Raw genomic sequence first — 26,970 nt, 5'->3', positions numbered from 1 at the left:
CGCAACACATCCTGCCCGCCTCCGGCATAGATCGAAACGACTTGAGTATGGAACGTATTATCCGCAAAGCCCATGGCGCCAACCTGAACCTGCTGCAAGCCGGCATCCATGCGCTCGCCTCGCCTTTGCTGAACGGCTGGCGTCGCTATACCATACGCAGGCAGGATGGATACTTGGCCGATCCGGCGACGGAAAGCCTGTTGGCGGCGGATAAAATAGTGTGGGTCTTGCGCATACCGGATGGTCAAGTGATCTACGCCAGCAAAACGGTGGAAGCGCTGTACGGCAGTTCGCCCGAGCGCTTCTATGCCAACTCCCGACTATGGCTGGAAAACATTGCACCGGCGGACAGGGAAGCCGCGCGGACCATCCTGACCAGCATCCTGCACGAACCGGAACAAACCCTGCGCTTGCGCATCAATCGCAGCGACGGCAGCCCGCGCTGGATTGAATACCATGCCCGCTTTATTCCGGATACCGATGGTCGCAGCGGCCATATCAAACTGATAGGCACGGATATCACGACCCGCCACCATCTGGAAATTGCACTGGCGCGCAGCAATCGTGCCTTGCGCGCGATCCATGATTGCGAAGACATCATATCGGAAGCCGCAGATGAAAACGCGCTGCTGCAAGGTATCTGCGATGTCGTTACCGCCACCGGTTACCGCATGGCATGGGCCGGCATCCTGGCTACAGATGGTGCGATTATCCCGGTCGGCCTGACCCAGGAGCACCAGGGTTACCTCGACGCGCTGAAAGTCCCGCTGCAGGCCGGCGGCGTCGGCACCCGTGCGATCAATACCGCGCTGCAAACACGGCGACCGGCAGTCGCGAATTACTTCGCCAATGATGTGAGTCCCACGCCATGGCGGGAAGAAGCAATGCGGCGCGGCTTTTATTCCAAGCTGGTGCTGCCTATGGGTGATGATAAAGCGGTCATCGGCGTTTTCAACGTCTACGCTTCCGAGCCGGACGCCTTCGATGCGCAGGAAGTCGCGCTGCTGGTCAGCCTGGCGCAAAGGGTCACGGTAGAGATACGCGCGCATCGCGACCGCAACGGCCGGCAAGCGGCGGAAGCAGCCCTGCGCTTGCGCGAGCGTGCGATTGAATGCAGCGCCAATGCCGTCATCATCTCCAGTGCAAAAGCTCCGGAGTTCGCCATCGAATATGTGAATCCGGCATTTGAACGCATCACCGGCTATACCGCCGCCGAAGCCGTCGGTCGCAGCAGCAGCTTCCTGCTGCGCAATGACCATGAGCAAGTCGGCCTGTATGAAATACGCGCCGCATTGACAGAAAAACGTGAAGGCAAGGCGGTGCTGCGCAACTATCGCAAAAATGGTTCCTTGTTCTGGAACGACCTTTACATCGCACCGGTCAAGGATGACGAAGGCAAGACCACGCATTTCGTCGCGGCGATGAGTGATATCACGCCGATGAAGCAATATGAAACCACCTTGCACCGACTGGCCAGCCACGATGTACTGACCGGCTTGCCGAATCGAGCACTTCTGCAGGACAGGCTGGAAAACGCCATCGCCTATTCGGCGCGCAACGGTCATGCAGTATGGGTGGTGCTGGTCGACCTCGACCGCTTCAAGTTCGTCAACGATACGATGGGGCACCAGGCCGGCGACGTCTTGCTGAAAATCATCTCGGACCGTTTACAGGCGTCGGTACGTGAATCCGATACCGTGGCACGCCTCGGTGGTGATGAATTCGTATTGGTCCTGCCGGAATGCGGCGATGGTCCGTCCGGTTACTCATCCGATGTAATCCAGCGCATCATGGAAGCAGTGGTCAAGCCATTGAACATACAAGGCAGCGAATTCTTCCTCAGTTGCAGCATGGGTATCGCGGTGTATCCAAATGACGGCGCAGACCCGACCACGCTGTTGGCACATGCCGACGTCGCGATGTACCGCTCGAAAGAACTGGGGCGCAATAACTTCCAGTTCTACACGCCGGCCATGAACGACCAGGCGCTGGAACGCCTGCGCATAGAAGGCGAACTGCGCCATGCGGTCGAGCTCAATGAACTGGTACTGCACTATCAACCGCAAGTAGACTTGCATACCGGTGCCATCGTCGGACTGGAAGCACTGGTACGCTGGAACCACCCGATACTCGGCATGGTGCAACCGGGCAGCTTCATCAGCCTGGCTGAAGAAACCGGCCTCATCATTCCTATCGGTGCCTGGGTCTTGCAAACCGCTTGCCGCCAGGCCAAGGCCTGGCAAGAGATGGGCTTTACCCAGTTGCGCATCGCGGTCAATCTGTCAGCGCGCCAATTCACGCAAGCGAGCCTGCTCGAGTCCATTAAAGATACCTTGCAGGAAACCGGGCTCGAAGCACGTTTCCTGGAAATCGAATTGACCGAAAGCTCGGTCATGGCCGATATAGAACGCAACATCCTGACCTTGCGCGACCTGAAGTCGCTGGGTGTGCAATTGTCGGTGGATGATTTCGGCACAGGTCACTCCAGCCTCGCCTATCTGAAACGCTTCCCCATCGATACCCTGAAGATAGATCGCTCCTTCGTGCGCGATATCGCCATCAACCAGGATGATGCTTCCATCGTTTCCTCCATTATCTCGCTCGCGCATAACCTGAAGCTGAACGTGATTGCCGAAGGCGTAGAGACTGCAAGCCAGATGGATCTCCTGCGCGCACAGGGCTGCGATGAAATGCAAGGCTATTACTTTTGCAAGCCCTTGCCGTCAGACCAGATTGAAACGCTCTTGCTGAATGAAAGCAGCACGGTACTGGTCGCCTAAGTACTGATCGCCCTGTCGAATCCGGCAAAAACAGCATCAATATCCCGCGCATTTTTTGCATGTCCTTATGCCAAAAACGGCTTATGCGAAAACCGATGATGCATCAACGAAGAGATTCGTTCCGTTAATTTACAGCTGTCGTTAATCTTATTCCTGACAACGATAACGATTGAGTGAACACTGATTTGGCAATCCGATTGCGGCACAAACGCAGTCACCCAATCCAGCAGCCTTCCGGCAATCTCACATCCGATACGACTCGATAAACCGGGCATCAATCAAGTGCCTGCTTCACTATTCAAGGTAGAACATGGATCGCAGATTTTTTATTAAAAATACCGCATTACTGACCCTGGCCGGCCTGAGCACGGGTGTTTCGCTCTCCGCACACGCCGCCGCAGTACCTGAAGAAATCCGCCTCGACTATGCCTACTACTCGCCCACCAGCCTGGTACTGAAGCACTTTGGCTGGCTCGAAGAACAAGTCAAATCCAGTGGCATCAAAGTCAAATGGACCTTATCGCAAGGCAGCAACCGTGCACTCGAATACCTGAGTGCCAACAGCATCGACTTCGGCAGCACCGCCGGCCTCGCCGCAGTACTGTCGCGCGCCAATGGCAACCCGATCAAGAGCGTCTATGTTTACTCGCGTCCGGAATGGACCGCCTTGTTGGTACCGAAAGATTCTCCTATCAAAACCGTGGCCGACCTGAAAGGCAAAAAGATCGCCGCCACCAAAGGCACCGATCCTTACCTCTTCCTGTTGCGCACCCTGAAAGCGAATGGCCTGAAAAAATCGGATGTCGAAATCGTCCACTTGCAACATGCCGATGGCCGTGCCGCACTCGAGAGCGGTCGCATTGATGCATGGGCCGGCCTCGATCCGCATATGGCTTCCAGCGAACTGCAGGCAGGTTCGCGCCTGCTGTATCGCAATGTCGCATTCAATACCTACGGTTTCCTGAACGTGACGGAAGATTTTGCGAAGAAGTACCCGGAGCAAGTCAAGCAAGTGCTGCAAGCATACGAACGCGCACGTTTGTGGATCCTTGCGAATCCGCGTGAAGCATCACAAATCCAGGCAGACGAAGCGAAGATTTCGCTGGCGGTGGCGAAGGTGCAGTTGAACCGTACTGACTTCTCCAATCCTTATATCGGCCGCGAACATCGTGAAGCCTTGCAGGCCGCCGCACCTATCTTGCTGCAGGAAGACCTGGTCAAGAAAGGCACAGACCTGAACAAAGTCATCAACGACCTGATCGACCCGAGTTTCGTGCAATCGCTGGCACCGAAGAAACCTGTGGCCTGATCGCATAAGGGAAAGCAAGCATCATGGATAACAGCCGCAGCGCCAGCTTTATACCTGTCAACACCAGTCCCATACGATCATCGCATGCGACCGTGAACAAGCAAGCCGCCGTCAAGGATGCGACGGCAGCACGCAAGCTGGGCTGGCTCGGCTGGATCTTGCCGCTGGCGGTACTCGGCTTTGTCGAAGTAGCGGCGCAGCTGGGCTGGATACAGGCACGCCTGCTGCCGCCGCCGTCCGAAATCGTACAAACCCTGTCGGCATTGCTGGAGCAAGGTTTGCTGGTGCATATCAGCGCCAGCGTCGCGCGTGTCTTTTCCGGTTATGCGATAGGCGCGGCACTGGCAGTCCTGTTTGGTTTGTTCGTCGGCCTCAGCAAACATGCGGAAGCCTTTTTCGAACCGACTTTCCAGGCCTTGCGCGCCATCCCCAGCCTGGCCTGGGTGCCGCTGCTCCTGCTCTGGTTCGGCATCGATGAAACCCCGAAGATCACGCTGATCGCCATCGGCGCTTTCTTCCCTATCTATCTCGGCCTGGTCTCCGGCATCCGCAATGTGGATCGCAAGCTGATCGAACTCGGCGAAATTTATGGCTTGTCGGCACCGGCGCTGGCGCGTCGCATCGTGCTGCCGGCCGCCCTGCCCAGCCTCTTCACCGGCTTGCGTAACGGCTTGTCGCTGGCATGGATGTTCCTGGTTGCAGCCGAATTGATTGCCGCTACCAAGGGCATAGGTTATCTGCTGACGGACGGTCGTGAAACCAGTCGCCCGGATGTCGTACTGGCCGCGATCTTCCTGCTGGCCATACTCGGCAAGCTGACTGATGGTTTGTTGAAATGGCTGGAAACACGCCAGCTCGCATGGTCCGACTCACTCGCGACCCGCACGGCCTGAGGTTGGACTAATGAGCACTTTACTCAGGCTGGATGTGCGCGAAAAGAATTTCGGCGACCGCAAGGTCTTGCAGAATGTATCGCTGACCCTGGCCGCAGGTGAAATCGTCAGCCTGGTCGGCAAATCAGGCTGCGGTAAAAGTACGCTGCTGCGCCTGATTGCCGGTCTCGACAAGCACTACAACGGAGATATCTTCCTCGATGGCATCAAGCTCAAAGGCGTGACGCCGGATATCGGCCTGATCTTCCAGGAACCACGCCTCTTGCCCTGGCTCAGCGTGGCGGAAAACGTTGGTTTTAATCGGCCCGATCAAGACCGATCGCGCGCCAATGCCAATCCACAGGTACAAGCCTTGCTGCATGAAGTCGGCCTGAGCGATGCCATCGATTATCTGCCCAAGCAATTATCCGGTGGCATGGCGCAACGCGCTGCGATTGCACGCGGCTTGTTCAACCAGCCGCGCCTCTTGCTGCTGGATGAACCTTTCTCTGCAGTCGATGCATTCACCCGCATGCGCCTGCAAGATCTGTTACTGGCACTGGCGGCGGAGCACGGTTTTTCCGTATTGCTGGTAACCCACGATATTGATGAAGCGGCCTACCTCAGCGACCGCGTACTGACGATGGGGCAAGGCGACATCATCGAAGACACCACAGTCAAATTGCCGCGCCCGCGCAACCGGCATTCGTTGGACCTGGCTACTGCACGCGACGACATCCTCAAAGTTTTGGAAGAAATCCACGCCATTTAAACGGCACCACTATTCAACATCGGGAGTAAATAATGAAAAACAATTCCAACCTGCGCCGCAAGCTGCTGACACTGCTCGCATTCACGCCTTTGTTTGCACTGCCGGCACACGCACAAAAAGCCGGCGATACGGTACGCATCGGTTATCAAAAATCATCCACACTGATCACGGTACTGAAAACCCGCGGTACGCTGGAACAGCGCCTCGGTGCATTGGGCGTAAAAGTTACATGGCACGAATTTGCCAGCGGCCTGCCTTTGCTGGAAGCATTGAATGTCGGCGCGATCGATGTCTCCGCCGATGTCGCCGATACGGTCCCGGTGTTTGCCCAGGCCGCCGGCGCGCAACTGACTTACATCGCACAGGAATCACCATCACCTAGTGCACAAGCAATCGTGGTCAAGGCGGATTCCAATATCAAAACCCTGGCTGACCTGCGTGGCAAACGCGTCGGTTTCGCCAAGGCTGCCGGCGCCCACTACCTGCTGATTGCAGCACTGGAAAAAGCCGGCCTCTCACTCAAGGATATCCAGCTCGCCTACCTGGCACCGGCCGATGGCCGTGCCGCTTTCGAGCGTGAAGCGATTGATGCATGGGTCATCTGGGATCCCTTCCTCGCTGCCGTACAACGCCAGTCGCAAGTACGCGTGCTGACCGATGGTCGCGGCCTGGCTGACTACCAGCGCTACTACCTGTCTTCGACCCCGTTCGCCAAAGCACGTCCCGATGTCGTGAAAGTGATCGTTGAAGCGCTGCAGGAAACCGGTAAATGGGTCAAGCAATCACCAAAAGATGCAGCCACCTTGCTGGCACCGGTATGGGGCCTGGACGTCCCTACGGTAGAACAGGCAAATGCACGCCGCAGCTACGAAGTCCGTGCGGTATTGCCGGAACGCCTGGGCGAACAGCAAAAGATCGCTGATGCATTCCTGGCCGAAGGCTTGTTGCCGAAAAAGGTCAATGCCACCGCCGTACCGGTCTTCTAATTTACATCCACGCATTACACGTATTGGAATAACAAACCATGGGTCAATTACTGAAGCTCGATGAGCAAGCCGCAGCAAGCTATACACCGGAGCACCTGGTCGCACGTGACTTTGGCGCGTTGACCGAAGCAGTAGAACAAACTGCGGCGGCTTTGGCGCTCACTGCGACCGAACGTGATCGCAGTGGCGGCACCGCCTGGACCGAGCGCCAGGTCTTGCGCGACAGCGGCTTGCTGAAGCTGGCAGTGCCGGCCGCCTTTGGCGGACCGGAAACCCCATGGCCGCTTATTTACAAAATCATCCGGCGCTTTGCCGAAGTCGACAGCTCGCTCGCGCATCTGTTCGGCTTCCAGCATTTGCAGGTTGCCAGCGTTACCCTCTTTGCTAATCCTGAGCAAAAGGCCTTCTACCTCGGCAAGACCGTCAGTGAAAACTGGTTTTGGGGCAATGCCACCAATGGCCTCGATACACGCGCCACCCTGGTCTGGCGCGATGGCAAGGACGGTAGTGACGGCCATTACGAATTGAATGGCATCAAATCGTTTTGCTCCGGTGCCACCGGCTCCGATATGCTCAACATCACCGCGCCACGCTCGGCCGATCCGGCTGATCGCGTCTTCCTGTCTATCCCAACCGACAGAAACGGTGTCAAGGTACTCGATGACTGGGATAACCTCGGCCAGCGCCAGACCGATAGCGGTTCCGTCACTTTTGACAAAGTCCGGGTGGAAGCGCATGAAGTACTCGGGCCACCAGGTACCTCGGGCACACCGCGCGCAACCTTGCGCACCCTCGTATCGCAATTGATCCTGATTGAAATCTACATCGGCAATGCACAAGGTGCTTTGTTGAATGCCTGGAAGTACACGCATGAGCAAGGCCGTCCCTGGTTCACCTCCGGCGTAGCGCGCGCGATAGATGATCCTTTCGCGCAACAACATTACGGCGATTTGCGCATTGCTTTGCGTGGCGCCATCGCACTGGCGGAAGATGCTGCCGCCAGATTGCAACAAGCGTGGGCGCGTGGCGATGCCTTGACTGCGGCGGAACGCGGTGAACTGGCGGTAGCAATCTATGAAACCAAGATTGCCGCGGCACGTGCCGCGCTGGACATTACCGCGAAGATTTTTGAAGTGATGGGAGCACGTGCGACAGCGGCCAAATACGGTTTCGATCGCTTTTGGCGCAACGTGCGGGTGCACACCTTGCACGATTCGCTGGACTACAAACTCAAGGATGTCGGTCAGTGGGTCCTGACTGGCGAAGTACCAACACCATCGATCTACTCATGAATTTCTAAGACCTGATACTCAGGGTTGCGGTTTATCCTTGCTTAAACCGGCCTTGAGTTCATTCACCAGGCTGTCCGGCACATAATGCGGACCATCAAATAAGTATGCTTTGCGCGTACCATAGGTATTGAGCTGCGGCATTAGCTCGGCCGCAGTGGCGGCACGGAAACCGCCACCGACTTGTGGCCGAAAAGCTTCGACAATGACGCGTACGCGATTTTTTCCCAAACGGTTTTCCAGTGCCATCAGGTATTCCTGCGCGACCGCAGCTTCACGCGCATGCACACCGACACCATCCTGGAAGAACACGCCGACATCCTTCGGTAACCAGGACGCCAGCCATTTCGCCAGGTCATCCGGCCCGACATTCGCGCTATCGTAAACGCTGATCCATAACGGTCTAGGTAACTTCGCCAGTACAGGAATCAGCTGCGCGGCATTATTCCAGGTCGGATCTATCTCTACCGGGAAATACCAGCCGACGACATTCAAGGGAGTCGGCAGCTTCGCCAGGCGCGCCGATACAGTACCCAGCTCTTCCAGATTGGTACGTGCCTTGGTTTCATCGAAATAGCCGGCCAGGCCGAGTATGACTTCCTTTGCCCACGGTTCGCCGGCGATACGTTTCCAGTCCGGCAATTTAGGCGCTTCCGGGATCCCCGCGCCACTGACAAATGCCAGATTGTCGACAGCTGTCCACTGGATCAACAATTGACGCGCACCTATTTCTTCCCATTTCCCTTTCGGGTCAATGAGGGCGTTCTCCGGTTGCCATACGACACCACTGATGGAAGCGGCAAAGCTTGTCCCCACTCCGGCCCCGGCCAAGAGCGCTGCCAGCAGGCCACGAACGAGGAAAGTACGCGCGTAAAAACGTAAGCGAAATTCAGCTGCCGACGACATGGCTATCCCTGACGATAAAGGAGTCCATTGTGCACTCTTTAAGCGTCAGGGGGAAATGCGCACGCCATCCATATCCGCGTGGCAATAGATGAGCGATATCAGTAAGAGAAAGTGGTGCGGAAGACTACGCCTTCCGCTCTGTCGTCACCCGATAGCTTGAAACGATACTGCAGGGAAAAATCGACATAGGATTGCGGTGCCTTGTAGTGGTCTTCGCGGAACCAGTAACGCATATTCACCCCCGGTCCCATGCCGATCGCAGTTTTTTCGGCAGGTTGCTTCAAGGTCGAATTGAAATCCGAACCAATAACCACATGCGGTGTGATGGTCAGTTTCGGATTGATGTCATCGAGGCGATAAGTACGTCCCAGCTGCCCTTCAAAAATTGAATAGGTTTGCTGTTGATCGATATAGCGTCCGACTTCGCCGAATATCTGCCCGGTCCACCAGCTCGGCTGGTCGACACGCAAATCGGTACCGAAGGAATTCGAGTATGCGAGGCGTGCCAGCCAGTCACCCTCGCCCGAGGCCGAGCCGATCTTGATCTGGCGTTGCAAGGCCACAATCAAATTGGTTTCGCTGAACGGCTTCCAGCGCACACCGATACCGCCTTGTGCGGTCGGTGCACCGGTAATCGAATTATCCTTGTTGTACACCGTCTCAAACACACTGGCATACACCTCTATCGGGCGGCCGCTACGATAACCGAATGGACGCCAATACACTTCACCACCAATCTGCGCACTGTTATTGGTACCGCTCGGCGCAATCCCGGAACCGGGTTGCAGGCTGGCACCACGATAGTTCAGCGATACCGTCGCGCCCCAGGTACGTTCAATATCGGCAATCGCGCGACGGGTTTCGAACAACTGCTGCGGCGTCAGCGAGATGTCACCCTTATCCACTGCATCCACGGTACGCCTGAAATAAGTCGAGGCATCCGGATCTCGGCGCGCATTCAGCGCGGTATAAGCAGTATCCGGTATCGCTGCCGGCGGCAGGCTGCCTTCCTGGTAAGCCTGGTCAAACAGGGTATAAGCACGCGTACTCTCACCGGCTGACGACGCGACATAAGCATGTTCGACCTTAGGCATGCCATCGAACACACCGGCTTCTTCAGCGGCGTTGAAGCGACGACTTGCTTCCTTGCGCTCATGCAGGCGGGACAGCATATTGATTTGTAGCGGCACCGATGCAGTACCTAATTGCAGCACATCCTTATAGTCTTGCTCGGCCAGTTCCTTTTTACCCAGGGCTTCACGCACACGACCGCGTTGCGCCAGCATCTCGGGGTCACGATTACCACTATCTATCGCCAGCGTCGCCTCGCGTTCGGCGGCTTCCAGTTGCTTGTCGCGGGTCAGGATATTCACCAGCAATAATTGATATGCAGGATTGCCCGGTGACTTTTGCAAAGCCTCACGTGTCTTGCTCAGCGCTTGCGGATAATCATTGGCGGCCAATGCTTTATACGCAGCATCAGCACTGGCGTAAGCCGGATCGGGCGGCGCGCTACCCGGTACCAGGCCGCACACTTCGGCATTGGCGTCACCACGGCAACGCAAGGCAGGTGGCGGCATGGGCTGGGTGCTGGCGATATTTTGCCGGCCGGCCTGGCGCAAGCGTAACTCGGCGGCGCTGCGTTTGCGGGCGGCAACGGCTGAATTACCATCCAGCGACTCCAGTACCTGTAAGGTCGCATCCGGATCACCCGCACTCAAACCCGCATCCGCAATGATGAGGCGCAGGTTGACCATATCCTCGCTTGTCATATTGCCGCGCAATGACAAGGCTTGCGTAAAATCTGCTATCGCGGACGGCCGCTGGCCCTGGCGTTGCCTGATGTAGCCGCGCCAGACCAGGGCCACGGGGTCGTTACCCTTTTGCAGCAAAGGCTCCAGTGCCTGCGATGCTTCATCCAGCCTATCGGCACCCAATAGCGATTGCACCAGCAATAAACGATAGACGCGCCGTTCCGGCGCATACTTCACCGCGCCTTGTGCTGCAATCACTGCCTGCGCATAGTCCCGTTGATCCAGCGCCTGGTAAATCTGCGCGCCTGCCTCACCGGCGAGATTCTGATTCACCACTAGTCGCTGGCGGGCAAAAGAAGAGTTCGCACCAAAGCGTTGCAAGGCTTCCGTCACGCTCGTGTCTGCATCATTAAATCGTTGCGCCGCCAATTGGGAATTAATCAGCAAGGTCCAATACGCAGCATTGGACGGTGCCAGTCGCACTGCATTTTGTGCATGACTGATTGCTGTTGCGTAATCCTTTTTGTCATACGCTTTATAGGCTTTATCAGCGGCTGCATATGCCGGATTACTGGCGGGTGCTGCTGTCTTGGGTGCCCGCGCCGCGGCGGCCGCTTGTTGCTTGCTCTTTTGCGCTGCTTCCGCCTGCGCCTGTAATTGCTTCAGGCGCGCCACATCCGGACGCAGGCGCACGGCTTCCTTCGCCTGTTCGGCCGCTTTCACATAGTCGCCCTTTGCATATGACTTGTAAGCAGCATCCGCCATTTCATAAGCAGGCCCGCTCAGTGGTAAATCGGTTTCTTCCGCAGCGACATGCGTCAACATGCCTGCGTTTATCAGCAGCAATAAAAGAAGATTTGTTTTTTTCATTATGGTTGGCTCTCTTGTGCTGCACGCAGGCGACGTTGTTCTTCCACTACCTGTTCGATGACATGACGTTCAATCACACCGCTGGCGACCAGATAATCACCGATGCGTCCATGTTCTTCCGGCCGGTATGCATCCATCGCGGCATCGAATGCATCTTTTTGTACCAGTCCATGTTCGATCAGCAAATCACCCAGCAGGGGTACACCGGTAGCGCCTTCCTGCAAGGGCTTGAAGGCATCCGTTTCACCACGCAAGTAACGCAGGCCGGCGGCGATCTCGCTATCGCGTGCGATACGCTGTGCCGGGTCCTGGCCAAATACGATGGACACTTCCTGCATTTCCTCCGGTGTGAGCGGTGCCGCCACCACCACCAGCGGACGCTGGTGCATATCATTGCCGATATACAGCATACGCAGGCGTACACACAGTTCCAGCGGCACATAACCGGCATATTTCTCTATCAGCTCGGCATCTATATTCGCACGCGGCAAGTCGGACTGGAAAGCAATCGCTTCGGCCAGCGTCTCTTCATCCAGCCAGCCATTTGAAATCAGGATGCGGCCCAGCGGCCTGTGCGTTTTTGCGCGCTCTTCCAGTGCATTGCTCATCTTGTCGGCATCGACCGCCTGCCATGCCGTCAACACTTCACCCAGCAATTGACGCTTCTGTACCAATTGCGAAGTCGTCGGGAAATCGTGCATGGTTTTGTCCCACACCATCTTTTTCCCCATCAGCATATGACCGGAAAATAATTTCCACGCACGACACACGGCCATGAAATTGATGACGTTGCCGACCACCATGCGCGGGATGGACATCAAGCCATGTTCCCAGCCGTACAGTCGCGCGACAAAATAGAAGCGCTGGATCACACGTAAAGTGAGCGCAAACAGGATGAACTGCGCGACCCATTGCAACCAGCTACCTTCTACAAAGCGGCTGGGAAATTCCAGCGTCCAGATACCGGCCAGATGCGCGAGGTAAAACAAGATGAACTGGAAGAACAAGACATAAGCAACCACGCTGACGATGGACGTCACGATGCCTTTACGGTCACGGAACAACAGGTATTTATGCGCAAAGGAACCGCGCCAACCCATTTGTTCCCAGTTCTGCATACTGATGCCCAACACCCAGCGTGCTTTTTGCCGATACGACGTGCGGAATGTATCCGGGAAAAATTCACGTACACACAAGGGCATGCGGATGATACGTTCCCGGTCCGGGCCGAGGCCGAACCAGCGTCGCCCGCGTGTGACGAAATCGACCGGGAACACGGCAAAGATGGATTTCATGCCCATCGCCGCCAGGCGATTACCAACATCGTAATCTTCAGTCAGGCTCTCGGTATTGAAGGGCTGGTTATTGGTAGTGGCCGCCAGTGCCAGCAAGGCACGACGCGAAAAGCAGGTGCCGACACCGGCCGATGGCACGGTACCGGTGACACTCTCCCGCACCACCAGGTCCTTCGCATGCCATTCAGCGAATTCATCCATGTATACACCTGCCACCAGCTCATACCATTCCCGCTCCAGCGAAGCGACCGGCAACTGGATCATGTCTTTACGCGGTAACAGATAATTGAAGAATTTCAATTCCAGCGGATGCAACACGTCTTCACTATCGTGCAGGATGACACCGGCGAACTCGATGCCCGCTTGCTGCTCGTGCAGGAAAATCGCCTGTATCACCCAGTTCAGGCAATCAGCCTTGCAGGTCGGGCCATCGTGTGGCACTTCCACCCGGCGCAATTGCTTGTAGCGCCGCCGCATGCGTTCCACTTCTTCTATCGTCCGGTGGTCATTGACGTAGGTACCGACGAACACGGTGTAGTTGCGATAGTCGAGCGTCGCCACCATGCTTTCTATCATCTGCGCGATCACATCGTATTCGAGCCAGGCCGGCACCATGATCGCCAGATGTTGTTCTTCGCGCTCCTTGATCTGCTCCGGCGTCAACGGACGATAACTGCTGTTATTGCGGAAACGGAACTTGCGTATGATCTCGCGGGTCCAGTACCAGCTATCAATGAACAAATCATCGAAGCTGGAGATCATGATGAGTATCGCCACTACGACGGCGATACTCTCCAGTGCGCTGTAATACTGCGCAAAGAAAATCGGCCAGAATAAAGAATCAGCACTCAAATCACAGACCCTGTTGAGCTTCCATTGCTTTACGCTTGTTGCGACGAACTTGTGCCACGCGCGCAGAGATCAGGATAAAGATAATGACGGCTATCGCCGCCAGCCACCATTCCATATGACGTTGCCACAAGGATTGCGGATTGTCTTCTTTGGCGAAGCGGCTATCGGTCGGGTCATTCTTGTCGATCTGCACCACCGTTCCGGCATCTGTCATCACCGCCAGGTTGCCATGCGCCAGGCGGAAGGCACCCGTCAGTGCGGGCATGTTCTTGCCCACGGTGTAATAGCGTATACCGGTCTGCCCATTGACTTCAGTTACTTCGGCGACACCGACCCGGTCCAGCCCTTTCAATTGCAGGATAGGCGTCTTCTCCGCACCATTCAGCACCAGCACGCCGTCGCGGGCTTCTACCCCGGCTTTGCCTTCCATCGGCACATCCAGCGCGAGGAAGGAACTGGTAGGCTTCAGCACTTCGCCTTCCTTCAACACGGAGAATTTGGTATGTATCGACGACAAACCGGCGGCATCTGCGATCCGTACCGTCATCGGCAGCATGGCACCGGCATCCTTCAGCCACGCATCCTTGACAATCAGGGTGCTGTCTTTCGCATAGCGTGCCGCCATGCCGACAAAGTTATTGCCCGGTGCCATTTGTTTCAGTTTCAAGTGACTGCCGGGGAAAATCGACACAGGGAAGGATTGCGCAACGTCATGGCACTGCAGTTTGGACGACTGGCGTATGAAAGAAATGCGTATGGTGTTGCGTGCCGCCAGTGTGTAATACGGGATATCCACGGCAATCCGATGTGGCTGGCCATCTGCCGTCATCACATTTGCACCGAGCAAATAATCATTCATGAAAATCGATACCACCGGTGCTTCACCATTGGTACCCGGTGCTGCCGAAAGATCGAACACGACCTGGCTAGGCAGGCGACCGCTCCCAACCAATTCACCGATTTCAAATGTCACTGCCCGTTCGCTTTTATCAGCGACATCTATCGCGCCATTGATGCTGCCAAACTGGCTGAGCAAAACGGTAGACGCTTTGGCGCGCAAGGCTTCGGCCGTCTCGACTGACAGCTCCTTGGAAGCCGCAATCGGACGCCACAAGGTATCAAACAAGGCAGAAGTCTTGGACGCCGCACCGGCACCGACCGGCGTCGTAATGACAGGGTTACCCATAAAGGTGACCAGACGCACCTGGTCCGGGCCATTTGCCTGATCCAGTATGCTCATATCACTCTTGAGCCAGGCCTGATAAATCCCCGCGGATTCGGGAGAACTCGCCTGGATCTCTGCACCCAATGCATTCATTGCATTGCGCAGGACGGTAGTCAATGCCGGATCGGCTACCACCAGGTCAGCACGGAAAGCACTATCGGCGCCGAGCACAAACAAGGCGGCTACTTCTGCATTACTCTTGATCTTGAATTGCCCACCGCCATTCACCAGTGCAGCAAAGGCGGGAATCACGCGCAACTCCGGTGGCACACTGAGGGAAGACACATCAACCGTATCACCTACGGCAGGTACGGTCAGCCAGCGCGGACGCTTACCTGCCCGCTTCAGGGTCAGGCCCATGCGCCAGGCTGTATCGTACGCATCCGGCGTCAATGCCTTGCTCGACATCAGCACAACAGGGTATGGCGGCAAGGCACTCCACGCGGTCGAAATTGATTTGATCGCGCCCAGATCATAGCTGTAGGTGAAACGCGAACTGGGTTCCAGCCGCAAGGCATTACCGGGGGCACGCTGATCGCTACATACCGTTTCCGAAATAATCGAAGACCAGCGTACACCAAAGCGGACGAAACCGTCAGCGCGCGGCACACCGGGAATGGCGATAGCCTGGCTCACATCCCCTTGCTCTTCCGCTAATCTGCGCGCAACGACGGGGTAACCGTCGACCGACAGAGCCAGCGATGTCCGACCACCATCCGCGCGCAAATAACTGCCGTCGAATTGCAAGGCAGCATTCGTAATCGGTACACCGGCCGGTACCGGCAAAAATAACTCGCGTCGGCTATCAGTGCCATCAAAAATGATCGGTGCGGAAATGCCCAACTCCCTCAGGGTCACATGGCGCGTGACTGACTGGTCGGCCGATGCCTGCTGAAAATAACGTCCTATGCCGTCCGCCGACCACGCCTTGTGTGGCAGCGCAGACAAGGCCAGCACAGCCAGCAAGGGCAAGAACATGGATGTCGCCCGAATATTTGATTGATTAGAGATGCGATTAGGTACGCGCATAATTTCCTCGGGATAAAAATTCGCTTAGGGATGCATTACCGTCAGCATTAAATTCTTCAAAAGACTGGCCCAACAAGGCACGCACGATGCGTGAGGACGCATGCCCATCGCCATAAGGATTCACGACATTGGAAAACTGATTGTATTTTTTGTCATCGTCGAACAAGAGATTGACTGCATCGACAATGCGCTTCTTGCTGGTCCCTATCAGTTGCACGGTACCGGCTGCAACCGCTTCCGGACGCTCGGTCACATCACGCATGACCAATACCGGCTTGCCGAGCGAAGGTGCTTCTTCCTGCACGCCGCCCGAATCCGTCAACACGACATGCGACAACTGCATCAAGCGCACAAACTCCAGGTAATCCAGCGGTTCAATCAAATGTACGCGCGGCAGGTTCGACAGCAATTGCAATACCGGACCGCGTACATTGGGATTGAGATGCACCGGATAGACAATGTCGATATCAGGGCGTTCCGCCAGCTCGGCCAGTGCTTCGCAGATATGTGCAAAACCGTCGCCGAAATTTTCGCGGCGGTGGCCGGTGACCAGCAAGATACGGCGCTGCGATGAAATGAAGGGGAATTTTGCATCCAGCCTGGTACGCAGCTGCGCGTCCTTTTCCAGGCGTTGCGCAGTCAACTGCAAGGCATCGATCACGGTGTTACCGGTCACGACGATGCGACCAGCCAGATTTTCACGCAAGAGATTGTCACGGGAACTGAGGGTCGGTGCGAACAGGAAATCACTCATGACATCGATCACACGCCGGTTCATCTCTTCCGGCCAGGGCTGGGTCAAATCACCGGTGCGCAAGCCGGCTTCTACATGCCCGACCGGGATGCGACGATGGAATGCAGCCGTCGCGGCCACCATGGCCGTGCTCGTATCACCGTGCACCAGCACACGATCCGGCTGTTCACTTTCGAGGATGGGATCAAGCTTGGCAAAGATGCGCGAACACAATGAATTCAGTGATTGGTTTGGCACCATCACATCAAGGTCGTGATCAGCCTTGATATCGAACAGGCTCATTACCTGTTCCAGCATGGTCCTGTGCTGTCCGGTAATGCAGACAACCGAATCGATACCGGCGGCTTGTTCGAGTGCCCGCATCAGCGGTGCCATTTTGATGGCTTCGGGGCGGGTACCGAAAATTGAGAGTACTTTCATGCGCAACTATCCTTTCTAAAAATTGCCATTTGCTAACAGCAATTTATTGATTGGTTCTTAGATTTGCAGCGCTTGAGACTCAGTACGGTTCCCCGTTTTCATGCGGAAACGATACTTTCAGACGTATGGCCTGATATCAATATTTATAACATGAGTTATAGATTAAATATCAATTAATTTACATATGTCAACTTTATCAATGCATTTATTGAAACGTCTGCGCTGTAACAAGCGTTGACCAAATCGAAACGTATTCGTTACAAAAATTTATACGCAGCAAGCAAATAAATGGATTCAAGACATTCCGTACGCATGTCGGGAGGGATGCACGGACGAGGAACAAGCACGCGCAGGAGTACTTACTCTCGCAATAGGCTTTGCTCAGCGCGCATGCAAGACATTCAGCGTACTGAGTTTATGAATGGCAAGATCAAGGAAGGCACGCGATTTCGGTGCCATCAGGCGTGCACTCGGCACAATCAATTGAACCGGCAGATCAGGCGCATCCAGTTTCGGCAAGACCCGCAGCAAGGTACCGGCCTTTAATTCATCCGCCACCTGGTAAGACAATACACGTGCCAGGCCGCGTCCGGCTTTGGCCGCCAGCAATACCGCATCGATTTCATTCACGATCAGGCGCGGCGTCAAAGTCACGATTTGTTCACGGCCGTTATGCCGGAAGCGCCACTCCGGTGCTTTCTCGCGGATCGCCGTAAAAATCACATCGTGACGCGCAATATCCGCAATCGACATCGGCTCGCCGCGACGCGCTATATAGTCGGGACTCGCTACCAGCAGGCTTTGCACCTGTCCGACCCGACGCGCCACCATGCTGGTATCCGCCAGCGTCCCTATGCGCAGCCCGACATCTATCCCCTCTTCTATCAAATCCAGGTTGCGGTCATTGGTAAAGAGCTCCACACGCATTTCCGGATACTGGTCGAGGTAACTATTCACGATGGGCGCAACATGGCGTCGCCCAAACACCACCGGTGCCGTCACCCTCAATGTGCCGCGTAGCGGTGCAGAGCTGTCTTCCTGCACCGTCTGTTCATAGTCAGCCAAGACACGCCGCGCCTGCTGCGCCAGGCGCAAACCCGCCTCGGTTGCTACCAGGTGCCGCGTAGTACGTTCTATCAGGCGCGTTCCTATACGCTCTTCCAGCGTCCCCAAAGCCCGCGTAATAGCCGGCGGCGAACGCCTGAGTTTGCGGCTGGCGGCAACCAGGCTGCCACTGTCGAGTATCGCGATGAAAATTTCCAGTTCATCCAGGCGGTCCATTTTTATTATTCCTTATTTTGAAATAGTAAATTTCAATTTCACATAATTTACATCAATTTAAGGAATACATACCATCTAGTCTCTACCCTGACTAAGGAACATCGTATGAACCAGCCGCAAATCAAACTGTATGGCGTTGCCCTCTCCGGTCACTGCCATCGCGTCAAACTTTTCCTGCACTTGCTCGACATTCAGTACGAGCAAATTGAAGCCGGTGCTGACGTCCGCGCCACTGCCGATTTCCGCAAGCTCAATCCGCTCGGACAAATCCCGGTACTGGTCGACGGCGATGTGGTGCTATCCGACAGCAATGCAATCCTGGTTTACCTGGCCAAACGTTATGCCGCCGACAGCAAATGGCTGCCACAAGACGCCGTGGGTGCCGCCCAGGTCCAGCGCTGGCTCTCGATCGCTGCAGGAGAATTGCGTTTCGGTCCGGCCAATGCGCGCATCCATGCTTTATGGAAAATGGGCAAGGATGATCCGGTCCGTGCGGCCGAAATCGGGCGTGATTTGCTGGGCTTCATGAACCAGCACCTGGCAAGCCATGATTACCTCGCAAGCGCATATCCGACTATTGCCGACCTGGCTTGTCACTCGTATGTCGCACATGCACCGGAAGGCGGCATCTCGCTTGATGCATATCCAGCCGTGCGTGCATGGTTGGCGCGGATAGAACAATTGCCTGGCTTTGTTGCGATGCCACGCTCAGCGATACCGGAAGCAGCATGAACATCCAGCCCGAACTCTTCCATGCAGGCGAGTTGCAAGCGCATGCGCTGGCCGGCACCGGTACGCCGGCTGCTGCGATACGCAACTTCATGCCGGACCAGCACCGGCAATTCTTTGCGCTATTGCCGTATATGCTGCTGGCCAGCACGGATGAGCAGGGCTGGCCGATCGCCACGATCGTGACAGGAGCGCGCGGCTTTCTCTCCACACCGGATGCGGAACACTTGCAGTTCGCGCCCGACGCTTATTGGCAAAACGAAGGCCGCCAGCAATTTATTCCCGGCAAAAAAATAGGCATGCTGGGCATAGACTTCAGCACCCGCCGCCGCAATCGGGTCAACGGTGTGGTGCAGGCTATCGATGATGCAGGTTTGCGCATCAGTGTGACGCAGTCGTTCGGCAATTGTCCGAGGTATATACAGCTGCGTGATGTGCATGAAGTGGACAACAGCCCGGCACTATCCGCCCCACGCAAGTTCACGGCACTGGACGCTGCAGCGCGCGACCTGATCAAACGGGCAGATACGCTCTTCGTCGCGACCACTTCGGGTGCGCAGGAAGGCGACAGGGGCGGGCCGGATATTTCGCACCGGGGCGGCATGCCGGGTTTTGTTCGTATCGATGGCAACACGCTGACGATTCCGGATTTCAATGGCAATCGCTATTTCAATACCCTCGGCAATATGGTGCAGGAACCGCGTGCAGCATTGTTGTTCATTGACTTTGCCAGCGGCGACCTGCTGCACCTGCAAGGGCGCACTGAAATCCTGTGGCAATCAAGGGAAGCGATGGCATTGACTGGCGCGGAACGCCTATGGCGCTTTCACATTGAAAATGGCTGGTACAAAAGCAATGCGATCCCGCTACGCTGGACCTTGCGCGAGATGGCCCCGACCACCGAGCGCACCGGTGTCTGGGCAGAGGCACATTGATGAGCCAAAGCTTTTGAGCGACTAGATCGACTTTTGATTAACACGCTTGCTTAAGTCCTGCGCGCTTTCCTTACGTTCACTGTAACGGTCGACCAGATAGCCGGCGACATCACGCGTCATCAAAGTGAATTTAAATAGCTCTTCCATCACGTCCACGATGCGATCGTAGTAAGCCGAGGGCTTCATCCGGCCCGCATCATCAAACTCCAGGAAGGCCTTGGCCACCGACGATTGATTGGGGATCGTGATCATGCGCATCCAGCGTCCCAGGATACGCATCTGGTTGACCGCATTGAAGGACTGCGATCCGCCGGACACTTGCATGACTGCGAGTGTCTTGCCCTGCGTCGGCCTGACGGCACCTATCGCGAGCGGGATCCAGTCTATTTGCGCCTTGAGGATGGCGGACATTGCACCATGCCGTTCAGGCGAACACCAGGCCATGCCTTCCGCCCATTGCGCCAGCTCGCGCAACTCCCGTACCTTGGGATGCGACTCGTCAGCACCGTCCGGCAATGGCAAACCACGCGGATCAAAAACCTTGACCTCGCCGCCCATTGTTTCGAGCAGGCGTGCTGCTTCCAGCGTCACCAGGCGACTATACGAGCGTTCACGAACCGAACCATACAAGAGCAAAAAGCGCGGGCGATGTTGCAAACGACTTGCTACTGCGAAGTCGGCAGCGCTTGGCTGGTGAAACAATTCCTCGACAATACCAGGCAGGCCATCGGCCAGATAAGAAGCACGTTGTCCGTATTCATCAATCACGAGCCCTCCGTCTTCCTTGATAAAGGCTTTGGCTGGAGACGGTGGCAACAGGTCCAATACCAGTTCGGAAGGACGGCACAGGCGCGTACCTACCGGTGTAATGACGAATGGCCGGTTTATCAAAATCGGATGCGCGATCATCGCATCCAGCAGTGCATCGTCATCCAGTGTCGGATCATCAAGTCCGAGCTCCGCGTATGGAGTGCCTTTTTTGCGCAGCGCATCCCGCACCGTAAGTCCGGCGCTTTTAATCATCCGGCTTAACTCGTCGCGCGCAAGCGGTGTGCGCAGGTATTCGACAATTTCCGGCTCAATATCAAGATGTCTGATCAGTGCGAGTGTGTTGCGTGAGGTACCGCAGTCCGGGTTATGAAAGATTTTGACGTGCATATTCATATCTCTGTCGGGAAAGTAAGGGGTAGGCGTGCTTTGCAAGCTTCATCACATGCCCAGTCGCAAAGCCAAGGCACACAGTGTTACCAGCAATACCGGCAAGGTCAGGATTGCGCCGATACGGAAGTAATAGCCCCAGCTGATTTTGATATCCTTGCTGGCCAGCACATGCAACCACAGCAGCGTTGCGAGGCTACCGATAGGCGTGAACTTGGGGCCGAGGTCACTGCCGATCACGTTGGCATAAATCATGGCTTCCCGCACCAGGCCGTCGGCATTGCTGGCATCGATGGAGAGTGCTGCGACCAGCACCGTCGGCATATTGTTCATGACCGAGGAAAGCAGTGCACTCAGGAAGCCGGTACCCAGGGCCGCACCCCATACGCCATAGCGCGCAAATACATTGAGTACGTCAACCAGATAATCTGTCAGTCCGGCATTGCGCAAACCGTAGACGAGCAGATACATGCCCAGGGAAAAGAAGACAATCTGCCATGGTGCATCGCGGACCACTGCTCGCGTCGAAATGAGATGCCCCCTGCCCGCCACCACCAGCAGTATCAATGCACCTGCCGCGGCCACCACACTAATCGGCACGCCCTTGCCCTCCAGCCAGAAGAAGCCGACCAGCAACAAAGCCAAGACCCACCAGCCTGCGGTGAAGATCGCAGCATCGTGAATGGCACTGCGCGGTTCAGCTACATCATCCAGCGCATAGCTGGCCGGGATATCGCGTTTGAAGTAGTACAGCAAGACCAGCAAACTCATGCCGACAGACACAAGGTTCACCGGCAACATGACGGCGGCATACCCTGCAAAGCCGAGTTTGAAATAATCGGCCGAAACAATATTGACCAGGTTGGAAACGACCAAAGGCAGGCTGGCGGTATCTGCAATAAAGCCTGCCGCCATCACAAATGCCAGTGTGGCGCGGGCTGGAAACTTCAATGCCAGCAGCATCGCGATCACGATAGGCGTCAGTATCAATGCCGCGCCATCATTGGCAAACAGGGCCGCGACTACTGCACCGAGCAAGATCAGCAATATGAATAACTTGCGACCACTACCCCCGCCCCAACGCGCAACGTGTAGTGCCGCCCACGCAAAGAATCCTGCCTTGTCGAGCAACAGGCTAATGATGATGACGGCGATGAAGGTGGCACTGGCGTTCCAGACGATATGCCATACCAGCGGGATATCCGAGGGATGGATCACGCCCAGCAATAGCGCTGCCAATGCGCCACCCATCGCGCTCCAGCCTATACCCAGCCCGCGCGGCTGCCATATAACAAGTGTCAACGTGATGAGGAAAATCAGTACGGCCGCAAGCATGGAACTCTCTCCAGCCTTTCAATAAAAACAGTTAACAGTTGCCTTGCTCGGTGCAGACGGATTTGCCAACGGGTGTGCAAGGATTGCCGCCACAACAGTTTTCTGTCAGGTAGGCAAGCACACCGTTCATGACGTCAAAATTGGCGGAGGAGATAAGCGAACGCCCCGAACGCTCTTGCCTGATGAGGCGGGCATGGATCAATTCCTTGAGGTGGAAAGTGAGTAATGAGGGCGCGACATCCAGGTGCTTTGCAATGTCACCTGCCGACATACCCGCAGGACCGGCCTGCACCAAAGCGCGAAATATGGCGAGCCTGGTTTCTTGCGCCAGGGCGGCGAGAGCGAGAACGACGTCTTTATTTTCCATATTTCAATGATAATTGAAATATAGTGTTTGCACAAGTCAACGACATGGCAACAACATTAAGTGGCGGTGCCGGCAAATTTCATATGTAGCAAAGGAAACGGATTGCCCTGCCCGTCGACGGCAGAACGGCCTGTGACCTGGAATCCCATGTGTTGATAAAAACCGAGCGCTTGTGGGTTTTGCTCATTCACATCCAGTTCATGCGCGGCCATGATATCGACCGCATACTTGATGAGTGCCTTGCCTGCGCCCTTGCCCCGACTGTCGGGTGCGATGAACAGCATTTCAATCTTGCCGTTTAATGCACCTATGAATCCGAGTATCGTACCGCGCTCATCACGGTAGGCGCGCAAGGCCATCAAGGGTAAATAGTCGTTCAACACCTTGGGCTTGAGGTCCTGGATATCTGCTTCAGCCAGGAAGTCATGCGTTGCTCGTACCGACTGCTCCCAGATCTCGGTCAGCAGTACGAACTCGCTGCTATCAACTTTTGAAATATTTTTGTTCATGCCAGATTTGCGCGCGCCAGCTTCCTGTCGTACAGGAACACCATCGCTGCCAATAAAGTCAATAACACACCGACGATACAAATCGCATGCCAGCCACCCAAACGCCAGGCCAGGGAACCCAGCGCCGAACCTGATGCAGCACCGATAAAGTAACTCGTCATATACACGGCATTCAGTCGTGAACGCGCTTGCGGCTCCAGTTGCAAGACCACGCTTTGATTCGTGATGTGCAATCCCTGCAACGCAAGATCAATCACCAGCATACCGGCCAGGAACCACATCAGGCTGGTGCTGCCAAACCAGAAACAAGCCCACGCCACCAATAACAGGAACAGGCAGGCGATACTCGTCACTTGCCCCCAACCTTTATCCGCCAGGCGTCCGGCCACACTCGCCATCAACGCACCGGCAATCCCGACCAAACCAACGAGGCCGATACTGGCATCGCTCAAACCGTGATTCGGACCGGATAGCAATAAAGCCATCGTTGAAAACAACACACTCACGGATGCGAAAGTCAAAGCACCCATCAGCGAACGGCTGCGCAAGCGCGGGTAACACCCTATCAATGCCGTCATCGAACGCAAGACTTGCAGATAGCTGACCTGCGCCGGATTGCGCGATGGCGGTAACAGATGCCACAGCGCCAACGCCACCAGCAGCATGACGACACCCGCCACCCGATACACCGTCGTCCAACCACCGAGTTCCGACAATAATCCAGCTACGCTGCGGGCAGTCAGGATACCAATCAGCAAACCGCTCATCACCAGGCCAACCGCACGACCACTACGCGCCGGATCGGACAAGGTCGCCGCCATCGGCACCATGATTTGCGCCGCCACCGAGAACAAGCCGGCCATGATGATGCCGGTGGACAGCATCGTGACATTAAAAGAAAAACCGCTAATGAATTGACCCGCCGCCGCCAGCAACATCAGCGTGACCGCCAGGCCACGTCGCTCCAGCTTGTCACCGAGGGGAACCAGCAGGACCAGTCCCAACGCATACGAAACCTGCGCCATGGTTACGGTCAGCGCTGCAGTGGTTTCACTGACATCAAGGCTGAGTGCAATCGAATGCAATAGCGGTTGATTGAAGTAGTTGCCACCCGCGCACAGGCCGGAAGCCAATGCCATCAGGAGCAAGGCCGAAGTGTTTAAATATTTGGGTGCAGAAACTGCTACTTCTCTGATAGGAGGGGGATTTTGAGATGTCATGACCTTAGAGACGCGACATTACTCGGTGTAAACGTCCTCGTCTTCTTCTTCAAAGTAGATCTTACACCTAGCGATGATTTCGCGTTTTAAATCCCCGGAAACCGGTGTTCCGTCAACATATTGGATCGAAGATGTCACCAGGATGTTCTGCATTCTTCCCCCTTCTTTAGTCCTAAAGATAGTGAAACCTATCCTATCGCCTGACGGTTTTAGGTAACTCATGCACTCTCTACCAGATGGCCAAATCACAGCACCATCTTCAAATTTTCTTTTAGAGCCTAATCGCATGTAAACAACATGTAGGACCAGTATCCACACAGGTAAACATATGATTAAAGACGACAAGGGATTGGTTGACACAGTTATATCCCAAGACGCCCACGCCCCGCCAATTGCTCCGACTATAAGATAAGCAACAGAAAACCTCTCACTGCGTAATAATTTAATTACGCAATACCAGATAGCCAACAGGCCAACTATCCCGGCCCAGGAGCCAAGAAACAATAAAATGCGTTCCAACAAGGTACGGCTATCTAGGGGATTAAATATTTGAACGGAGGTTAGAACGAAAAAAGGTAGTGCAGAAACAAGCAAAGCCACCGGTATCAATGTACAAAGTATCGCCTCCAGCAATATCCATTTTTTATATTTATTTTGAATATTCATAAGCCTCGATGCACATGTTTAACAGTATTCAAGCCATAGCCAAAATGACTGGTGACGTCTATGAAACCATCATTCTCAAACCTCTGGTGAAGCAATCCATCCTCAGCAGCATAAATGCGTCGATCTCGTGACTCATGCGCCATCTGGTTAAACATATAAACGGTGGCGCGCATAAGTTAATTGCAGCGCAAACCACCAGAATCAGCTGTCCTTTGCACCTGATGAGTCTTGACATTAATCAGCCAATATTCGCAGAGCGGCAGTAGTCGACTACTCAAGGCGTTGTCTTTCGCAAGATGACTTTCGACAGGCCTACGCGCCACCAGCAGCCTGTTGCCATCCACCCGATACTCATCTACTCTCGAATCGATGATGATTTGTCGCGGTCGTTCATTCCCGGTATAAATAATCGTTTTTTCGTACCCACCCGCGTCGCTGTATTCATACCCGTTAATGATTGGATTTGAGAAATCACGAATACCTGGGCCAAGAAACTGCATGGCCACAAAATACAGTGCCGCAAACAATGCAACGCCTACAAAAACGGATTTTACAACTTTACTTGGCCACATTGGGTTGCCCTGAATATCGAATTAAATAATCGGTTCCAACTGATGTCCCCGCACGCGATCCGACATAGAACCCCCCATAAGTCTCAAAATTTCGAACCGGATGATCCAGAAACGAACCATGTTGTTCAAAGTCGTACCGACCGGGCCGGATAAAAATTACTCCATTTGCCCGTTCCAAAGTAACCGAACCATGAGCAAGCCAATCACTACCTTGCACTACTCCTAACGCTGTTCCGTTTTTTCCGAATTTCCCGGTTTGCTTGGCCGTTAACTGGCTCGCATCAATCGTCAACTCGAAGTTGGGATCATTGTTGGCCGGCCAGATTTCATTAGCTTCGAAAAGCGTCAAACGTCCGTCGCCTAAAGCTTTTTTGCGCAGCGGCTTTGGCCGGATTTTGGTGTTGGAGTTCATTAAAGAGATACCCAAATGCTGCTGTCACAGTACCATTTGCAAAATTTCCACCGCCAGCGACAGAGGCAATTCCTCCAAAAGCAGAGGCAAAAGCAATTTCATATGCAAGATTTCCCTTTAATGCTGAAGGCATATTGGCAGATCCATATGCAGCAACACCAGCAGCCAATGCTCCACTGCCACAATCGCCGCCTGACAATGAGGAAGATGCACATCCAACTGCAGCATGCCCAGCAATATTCCCAAAAGTACCTGCACCCCAAGCATCACCGACCGCGCCGAACATCGCACCGGTTAAGCCGCCGACCAACATACTTTTGAAACTTCCGCCCATAATGCCACCGGCTAAAGCGCCACCGAGCATGCCGCTCGCTACAGAGCCACTTGTAATCCCATGTGCCAAAGAACCTTGAGCTGCTCCCGCAAGACCACCCGCAGTAACAGGCCCGGTCCATCCAAGATAAGCACTAATCTAAGGCGCATATACAGCAACCGCAATTGCCACAACTCCCCTAATCAACTTCTTCAAGCTGAAATATCCACTAGGATCCGTGAACATCAGCGGATTGTTGAGCACATAGCTATAGCGGTTGTAGCTCTGCAGATTGTCCGGTGCCCGGATGTACGGGTCCGCACTCATGAAGCGGCCGATCGCCGGAATAGATACGACCAT

The 26,970-nt window shown here is 55.1% G+C and carries 24 protein-coding genes and 1 pseudogene; 8 read left to right on the top strand and 17 right to left on the bottom strand.

Annotated elements, in window-relative coordinates:
• Positions 1-47: 47 nt before the first annotated feature.
• From ACFQPC_RS00795 to ACFQPC_RS00770, 6 genes are all read left to right on the top strand, one after another.
• Positions 48-2,780 (top strand): EAL domain-containing protein, encoded by a 2,733-nt coding sequence (locus ACFQPC_RS00795; protein ID WP_382269764.1) that lies wholly within the window; start codon positions 48-50, stop codon positions 2,778-2,780.
• 310 nt (positions 2,781-3,090) lie between these two features.
• Positions 3,091-4,089 carry an aliphatic sulfonate ABC transporter substrate-binding protein gene (locus tag ACFQPC_RS00790; protein WP_382269763.1) on the top strand — a complete coding sequence of 333 codons (999 nt, stop codon included), beginning with the start codon at positions 3,091-3,093 and terminating at the stop codon, positions 4,087-4,089.
• A 23-nt stretch (positions 4,090-4,112) separates the two neighbouring features.
• Positions 4,113-4,982, top strand: coding sequence for an ABC transporter permease (locus ACFQPC_RS00785; RefSeq protein WP_382269762.1), 870 nt, complete (start codon positions 4,113-4,115; stop codon positions 4,980-4,982).
• A 10-nt stretch (positions 4,983-4,992) separates the two neighbouring features.
• Entirely contained in the window at positions 4,993-5,733 is a 741-nt protein-coding gene (locus ACFQPC_RS00780) for an ABC transporter ATP-binding protein (protein WP_382269761.1), read from the top strand.
• A 32-nt stretch (positions 5,734-5,765) separates the two neighbouring features.
• Positions 5,766-6,719: an aliphatic sulfonate ABC transporter substrate-binding protein gene (locus ACFQPC_RS00775; protein WP_382269760.1), complete on the top strand. Its 954-nt coding sequence runs from the start codon at positions 5,766-5,768 to the stop codon at positions 6,717-6,719.
• Positions 6,720-6,757: 38 nt separating this feature from the next.
• Positions 6,758-8,011: an acyl-CoA dehydrogenase family protein gene (locus tag ACFQPC_RS00770; protein ID WP_382269759.1), complete on the top strand. Its 1,254-nt coding sequence runs from the start codon at positions 6,758-6,760 to the stop codon at positions 8,009-8,011.
• An 18-nt stretch (positions 8,012-8,029) separates the two neighbouring features.
• On the opposite strand, the gene ACFQPC_RS00765 is transcribed toward ACFQPC_RS00770, so the two are convergent.
• From ACFQPC_RS00765 to ACFQPC_RS00740, 6 genes are all read right to left on the bottom strand, one after another.
• Entirely contained in the window at positions 8,030-8,914 is an 885-nt protein-coding gene (locus tag ACFQPC_RS00765) for a DUF4434 domain-containing protein (protein ID WP_382269758.1), read from the bottom strand.
• A 98-nt stretch (positions 8,915-9,012) separates the two neighbouring features.
• Positions 9,013-11,493 (bottom strand): NfrA family protein, encoded by a 2,481-nt coding sequence (locus ACFQPC_RS00760; protein WP_382269757.1) that lies wholly within the window; start codon positions 11,491-11,493, stop codon positions 9,013-9,015.
• Between the two features lie 44 nt (positions 11,494-11,537).
• Positions 11,538-13,685: a glycosyl transferase family protein gene (locus ACFQPC_RS00755; protein ID WP_382269756.1), complete on the bottom strand. Its 2,148-nt coding sequence runs from the start codon at positions 13,683-13,685 to the stop codon at positions 11,538-11,540.
• Position 13,686: 1 nt separating this feature from the next.
• Entirely contained in the window at positions 13,687-15,888 is a 2,202-nt protein-coding gene (locus ACFQPC_RS00750) for a hypothetical protein (protein ID WP_382269755.1), read from the bottom strand.
• Positions 15,889-15,925: 37 nt separating this feature from the next.
• Entirely contained in the window at positions 15,926-17,113 is a 1,188-nt protein-coding gene (gene wecB, locus ACFQPC_RS00745; protein ID WP_382269754.1) for a non-hydrolyzing UDP-N-acetylglucosamine 2-epimerase, read from the bottom strand.
• Between the two features lie 381 nt (positions 17,114-17,494).
• Positions 17,495-18,394: a LysR family transcriptional regulator gene (locus tag ACFQPC_RS00740; protein WP_382269753.1), complete on the bottom strand. Its 900-nt coding sequence runs from the start codon at positions 18,392-18,394 to the stop codon at positions 17,495-17,497.
• 105 nt (positions 18,395-18,499) lie between these two features.
• On the opposite strand from ACFQPC_RS00740, the gene ACFQPC_RS00735 reads away from it, so the two are divergent.
• Positions 18,500-19,126, top strand: coding sequence for a glutathione S-transferase family protein (locus ACFQPC_RS00735; RefSeq protein WP_382269752.1), 627 nt, complete (start codon positions 18,500-18,502; stop codon positions 19,124-19,126).
• Positions 19,123-20,058: a pyridoxamine 5'-phosphate oxidase family protein gene (locus tag ACFQPC_RS00730; protein WP_382269751.1), complete on the top strand. Its 936-nt coding sequence runs from the start codon at positions 19,123-19,125 to the stop codon at positions 20,056-20,058. Before ACFQPC_RS00735 ends, ACFQPC_RS00730 begins: the two co-directional genes overlap by 4 nt.
• 21 nt (positions 20,059-20,079) lie before the next feature.
• On the opposite strand, the gene arsH is transcribed toward ACFQPC_RS00730, so the two are convergent.
• From arsH to ACFQPC_RS00675, 11 genes and pseudogenes are all read right to left on the bottom strand, one after another.
• Positions 20,080-20,772 (bottom strand): arsenical resistance protein ArsH, encoded by a 693-nt coding sequence (gene arsH, locus ACFQPC_RS00725; RefSeq protein ID WP_382271849.1) that lies wholly within the window; start codon positions 20,770-20,772, stop codon positions 20,080-20,082.
• A gap of 111 nt (positions 20,773-20,883) precedes the next feature.
• A pseudogene (gene arsC, locus ACFQPC_RS00720) lies at positions 20,884-21,216 on the bottom strand (arsenate reductase (glutaredoxin)); the annotation flags it as partial.
• 51 nt (positions 21,217-21,267) lie between these two features.
• The gene (locus tag ACFQPC_RS00715; protein ID WP_382269750.1) at positions 21,268-22,551 is read right to left on the bottom strand and encodes an arsenic transporter; all 1,284 of its coding nucleotides are present in this window, start codon (positions 22,549-22,551) and stop codon (positions 21,268-21,270) included.
• A gap of 31 nt (positions 22,552-22,582) precedes the next feature.
• A complete protein-coding gene (locus ACFQPC_RS00710) occupies positions 22,583-22,918 on the bottom strand; it encodes an ArsR/SmtB family transcription factor (protein WP_382269749.1) in 336 nt (111 codons plus the stop codon).
• A gap of 56 nt (positions 22,919-22,974) precedes the next feature.
• The gene (locus tag ACFQPC_RS00705) at positions 22,975-23,427 is read right to left on the bottom strand and encodes an acetyltransferase (protein ID WP_382269748.1); all 453 of its coding nucleotides are present in this window, start codon (positions 23,425-23,427) and stop codon (positions 22,975-22,977) included.
• A complete protein-coding gene (locus ACFQPC_RS00700; RefSeq protein ID WP_382269747.1) occupies positions 23,424-24,647 on the bottom strand; it encodes an MFS transporter in 1,224 nt (407 codons plus the stop codon). The genes ACFQPC_RS00705 and ACFQPC_RS00700 overlap by 4 nt, the downstream gene beginning before the upstream one ends.
• 18 nt (positions 24,648-24,665) lie before the next feature.
• Entirely contained in the window at positions 24,666-25,313 is a 648-nt protein-coding gene (locus ACFQPC_RS00695; RefSeq protein ID WP_382269746.1) for a hypothetical protein, read from the bottom strand.
• 176 nt (positions 25,314-25,489) lie between these two features.
• Positions 25,490-25,885: a hypothetical protein gene (locus ACFQPC_RS00690; RefSeq protein ID WP_382269745.1), complete on the bottom strand. Its 396-nt coding sequence runs from the start codon at positions 25,883-25,885 to the stop codon at positions 25,490-25,492.
• On the bottom strand, positions 25,872-26,234 hold the full coding sequence (locus ACFQPC_RS00685) for a hypothetical protein (protein WP_382269744.1): 363 nt from the start codon (positions 26,232-26,234) through the stop codon (positions 25,872-25,874). Before ACFQPC_RS00685 ends, ACFQPC_RS00690 begins: the two co-directional genes overlap by 14 nt.
• Positions 26,215-26,661 (bottom strand): hypothetical protein, encoded by a 447-nt coding sequence (locus ACFQPC_RS00680; RefSeq protein WP_382269743.1) that lies wholly within the window; start codon positions 26,659-26,661, stop codon positions 26,215-26,217. Before ACFQPC_RS00680 ends, ACFQPC_RS00685 begins: the two co-directional genes overlap by 20 nt.
• 108 nt (positions 26,662-26,769) lie before the next feature.
• Positions 26,770-26,970, bottom strand: a complete 201-nt coding sequence (locus tag ACFQPC_RS00675) for an RHS repeat domain-containing protein (RefSeq protein ID WP_382269742.1) — start codon at positions 26,968-26,970, stop codon at positions 26,770-26,772.

It is taken from the genome of Herminiimonas glaciei, assembly GCF_042664955.1.
Lineage (GTDB): Bacteria > Pseudomonadota > Gammaproteobacteria > Burkholderiales > Burkholderiaceae_D > Oxalicibacterium > Oxalicibacterium glaciei.
The sequence above is the reverse complement of the archived record's forward strand: the minus strand, read 5'-3'. Positions and strand labels throughout refer to the sequence as shown.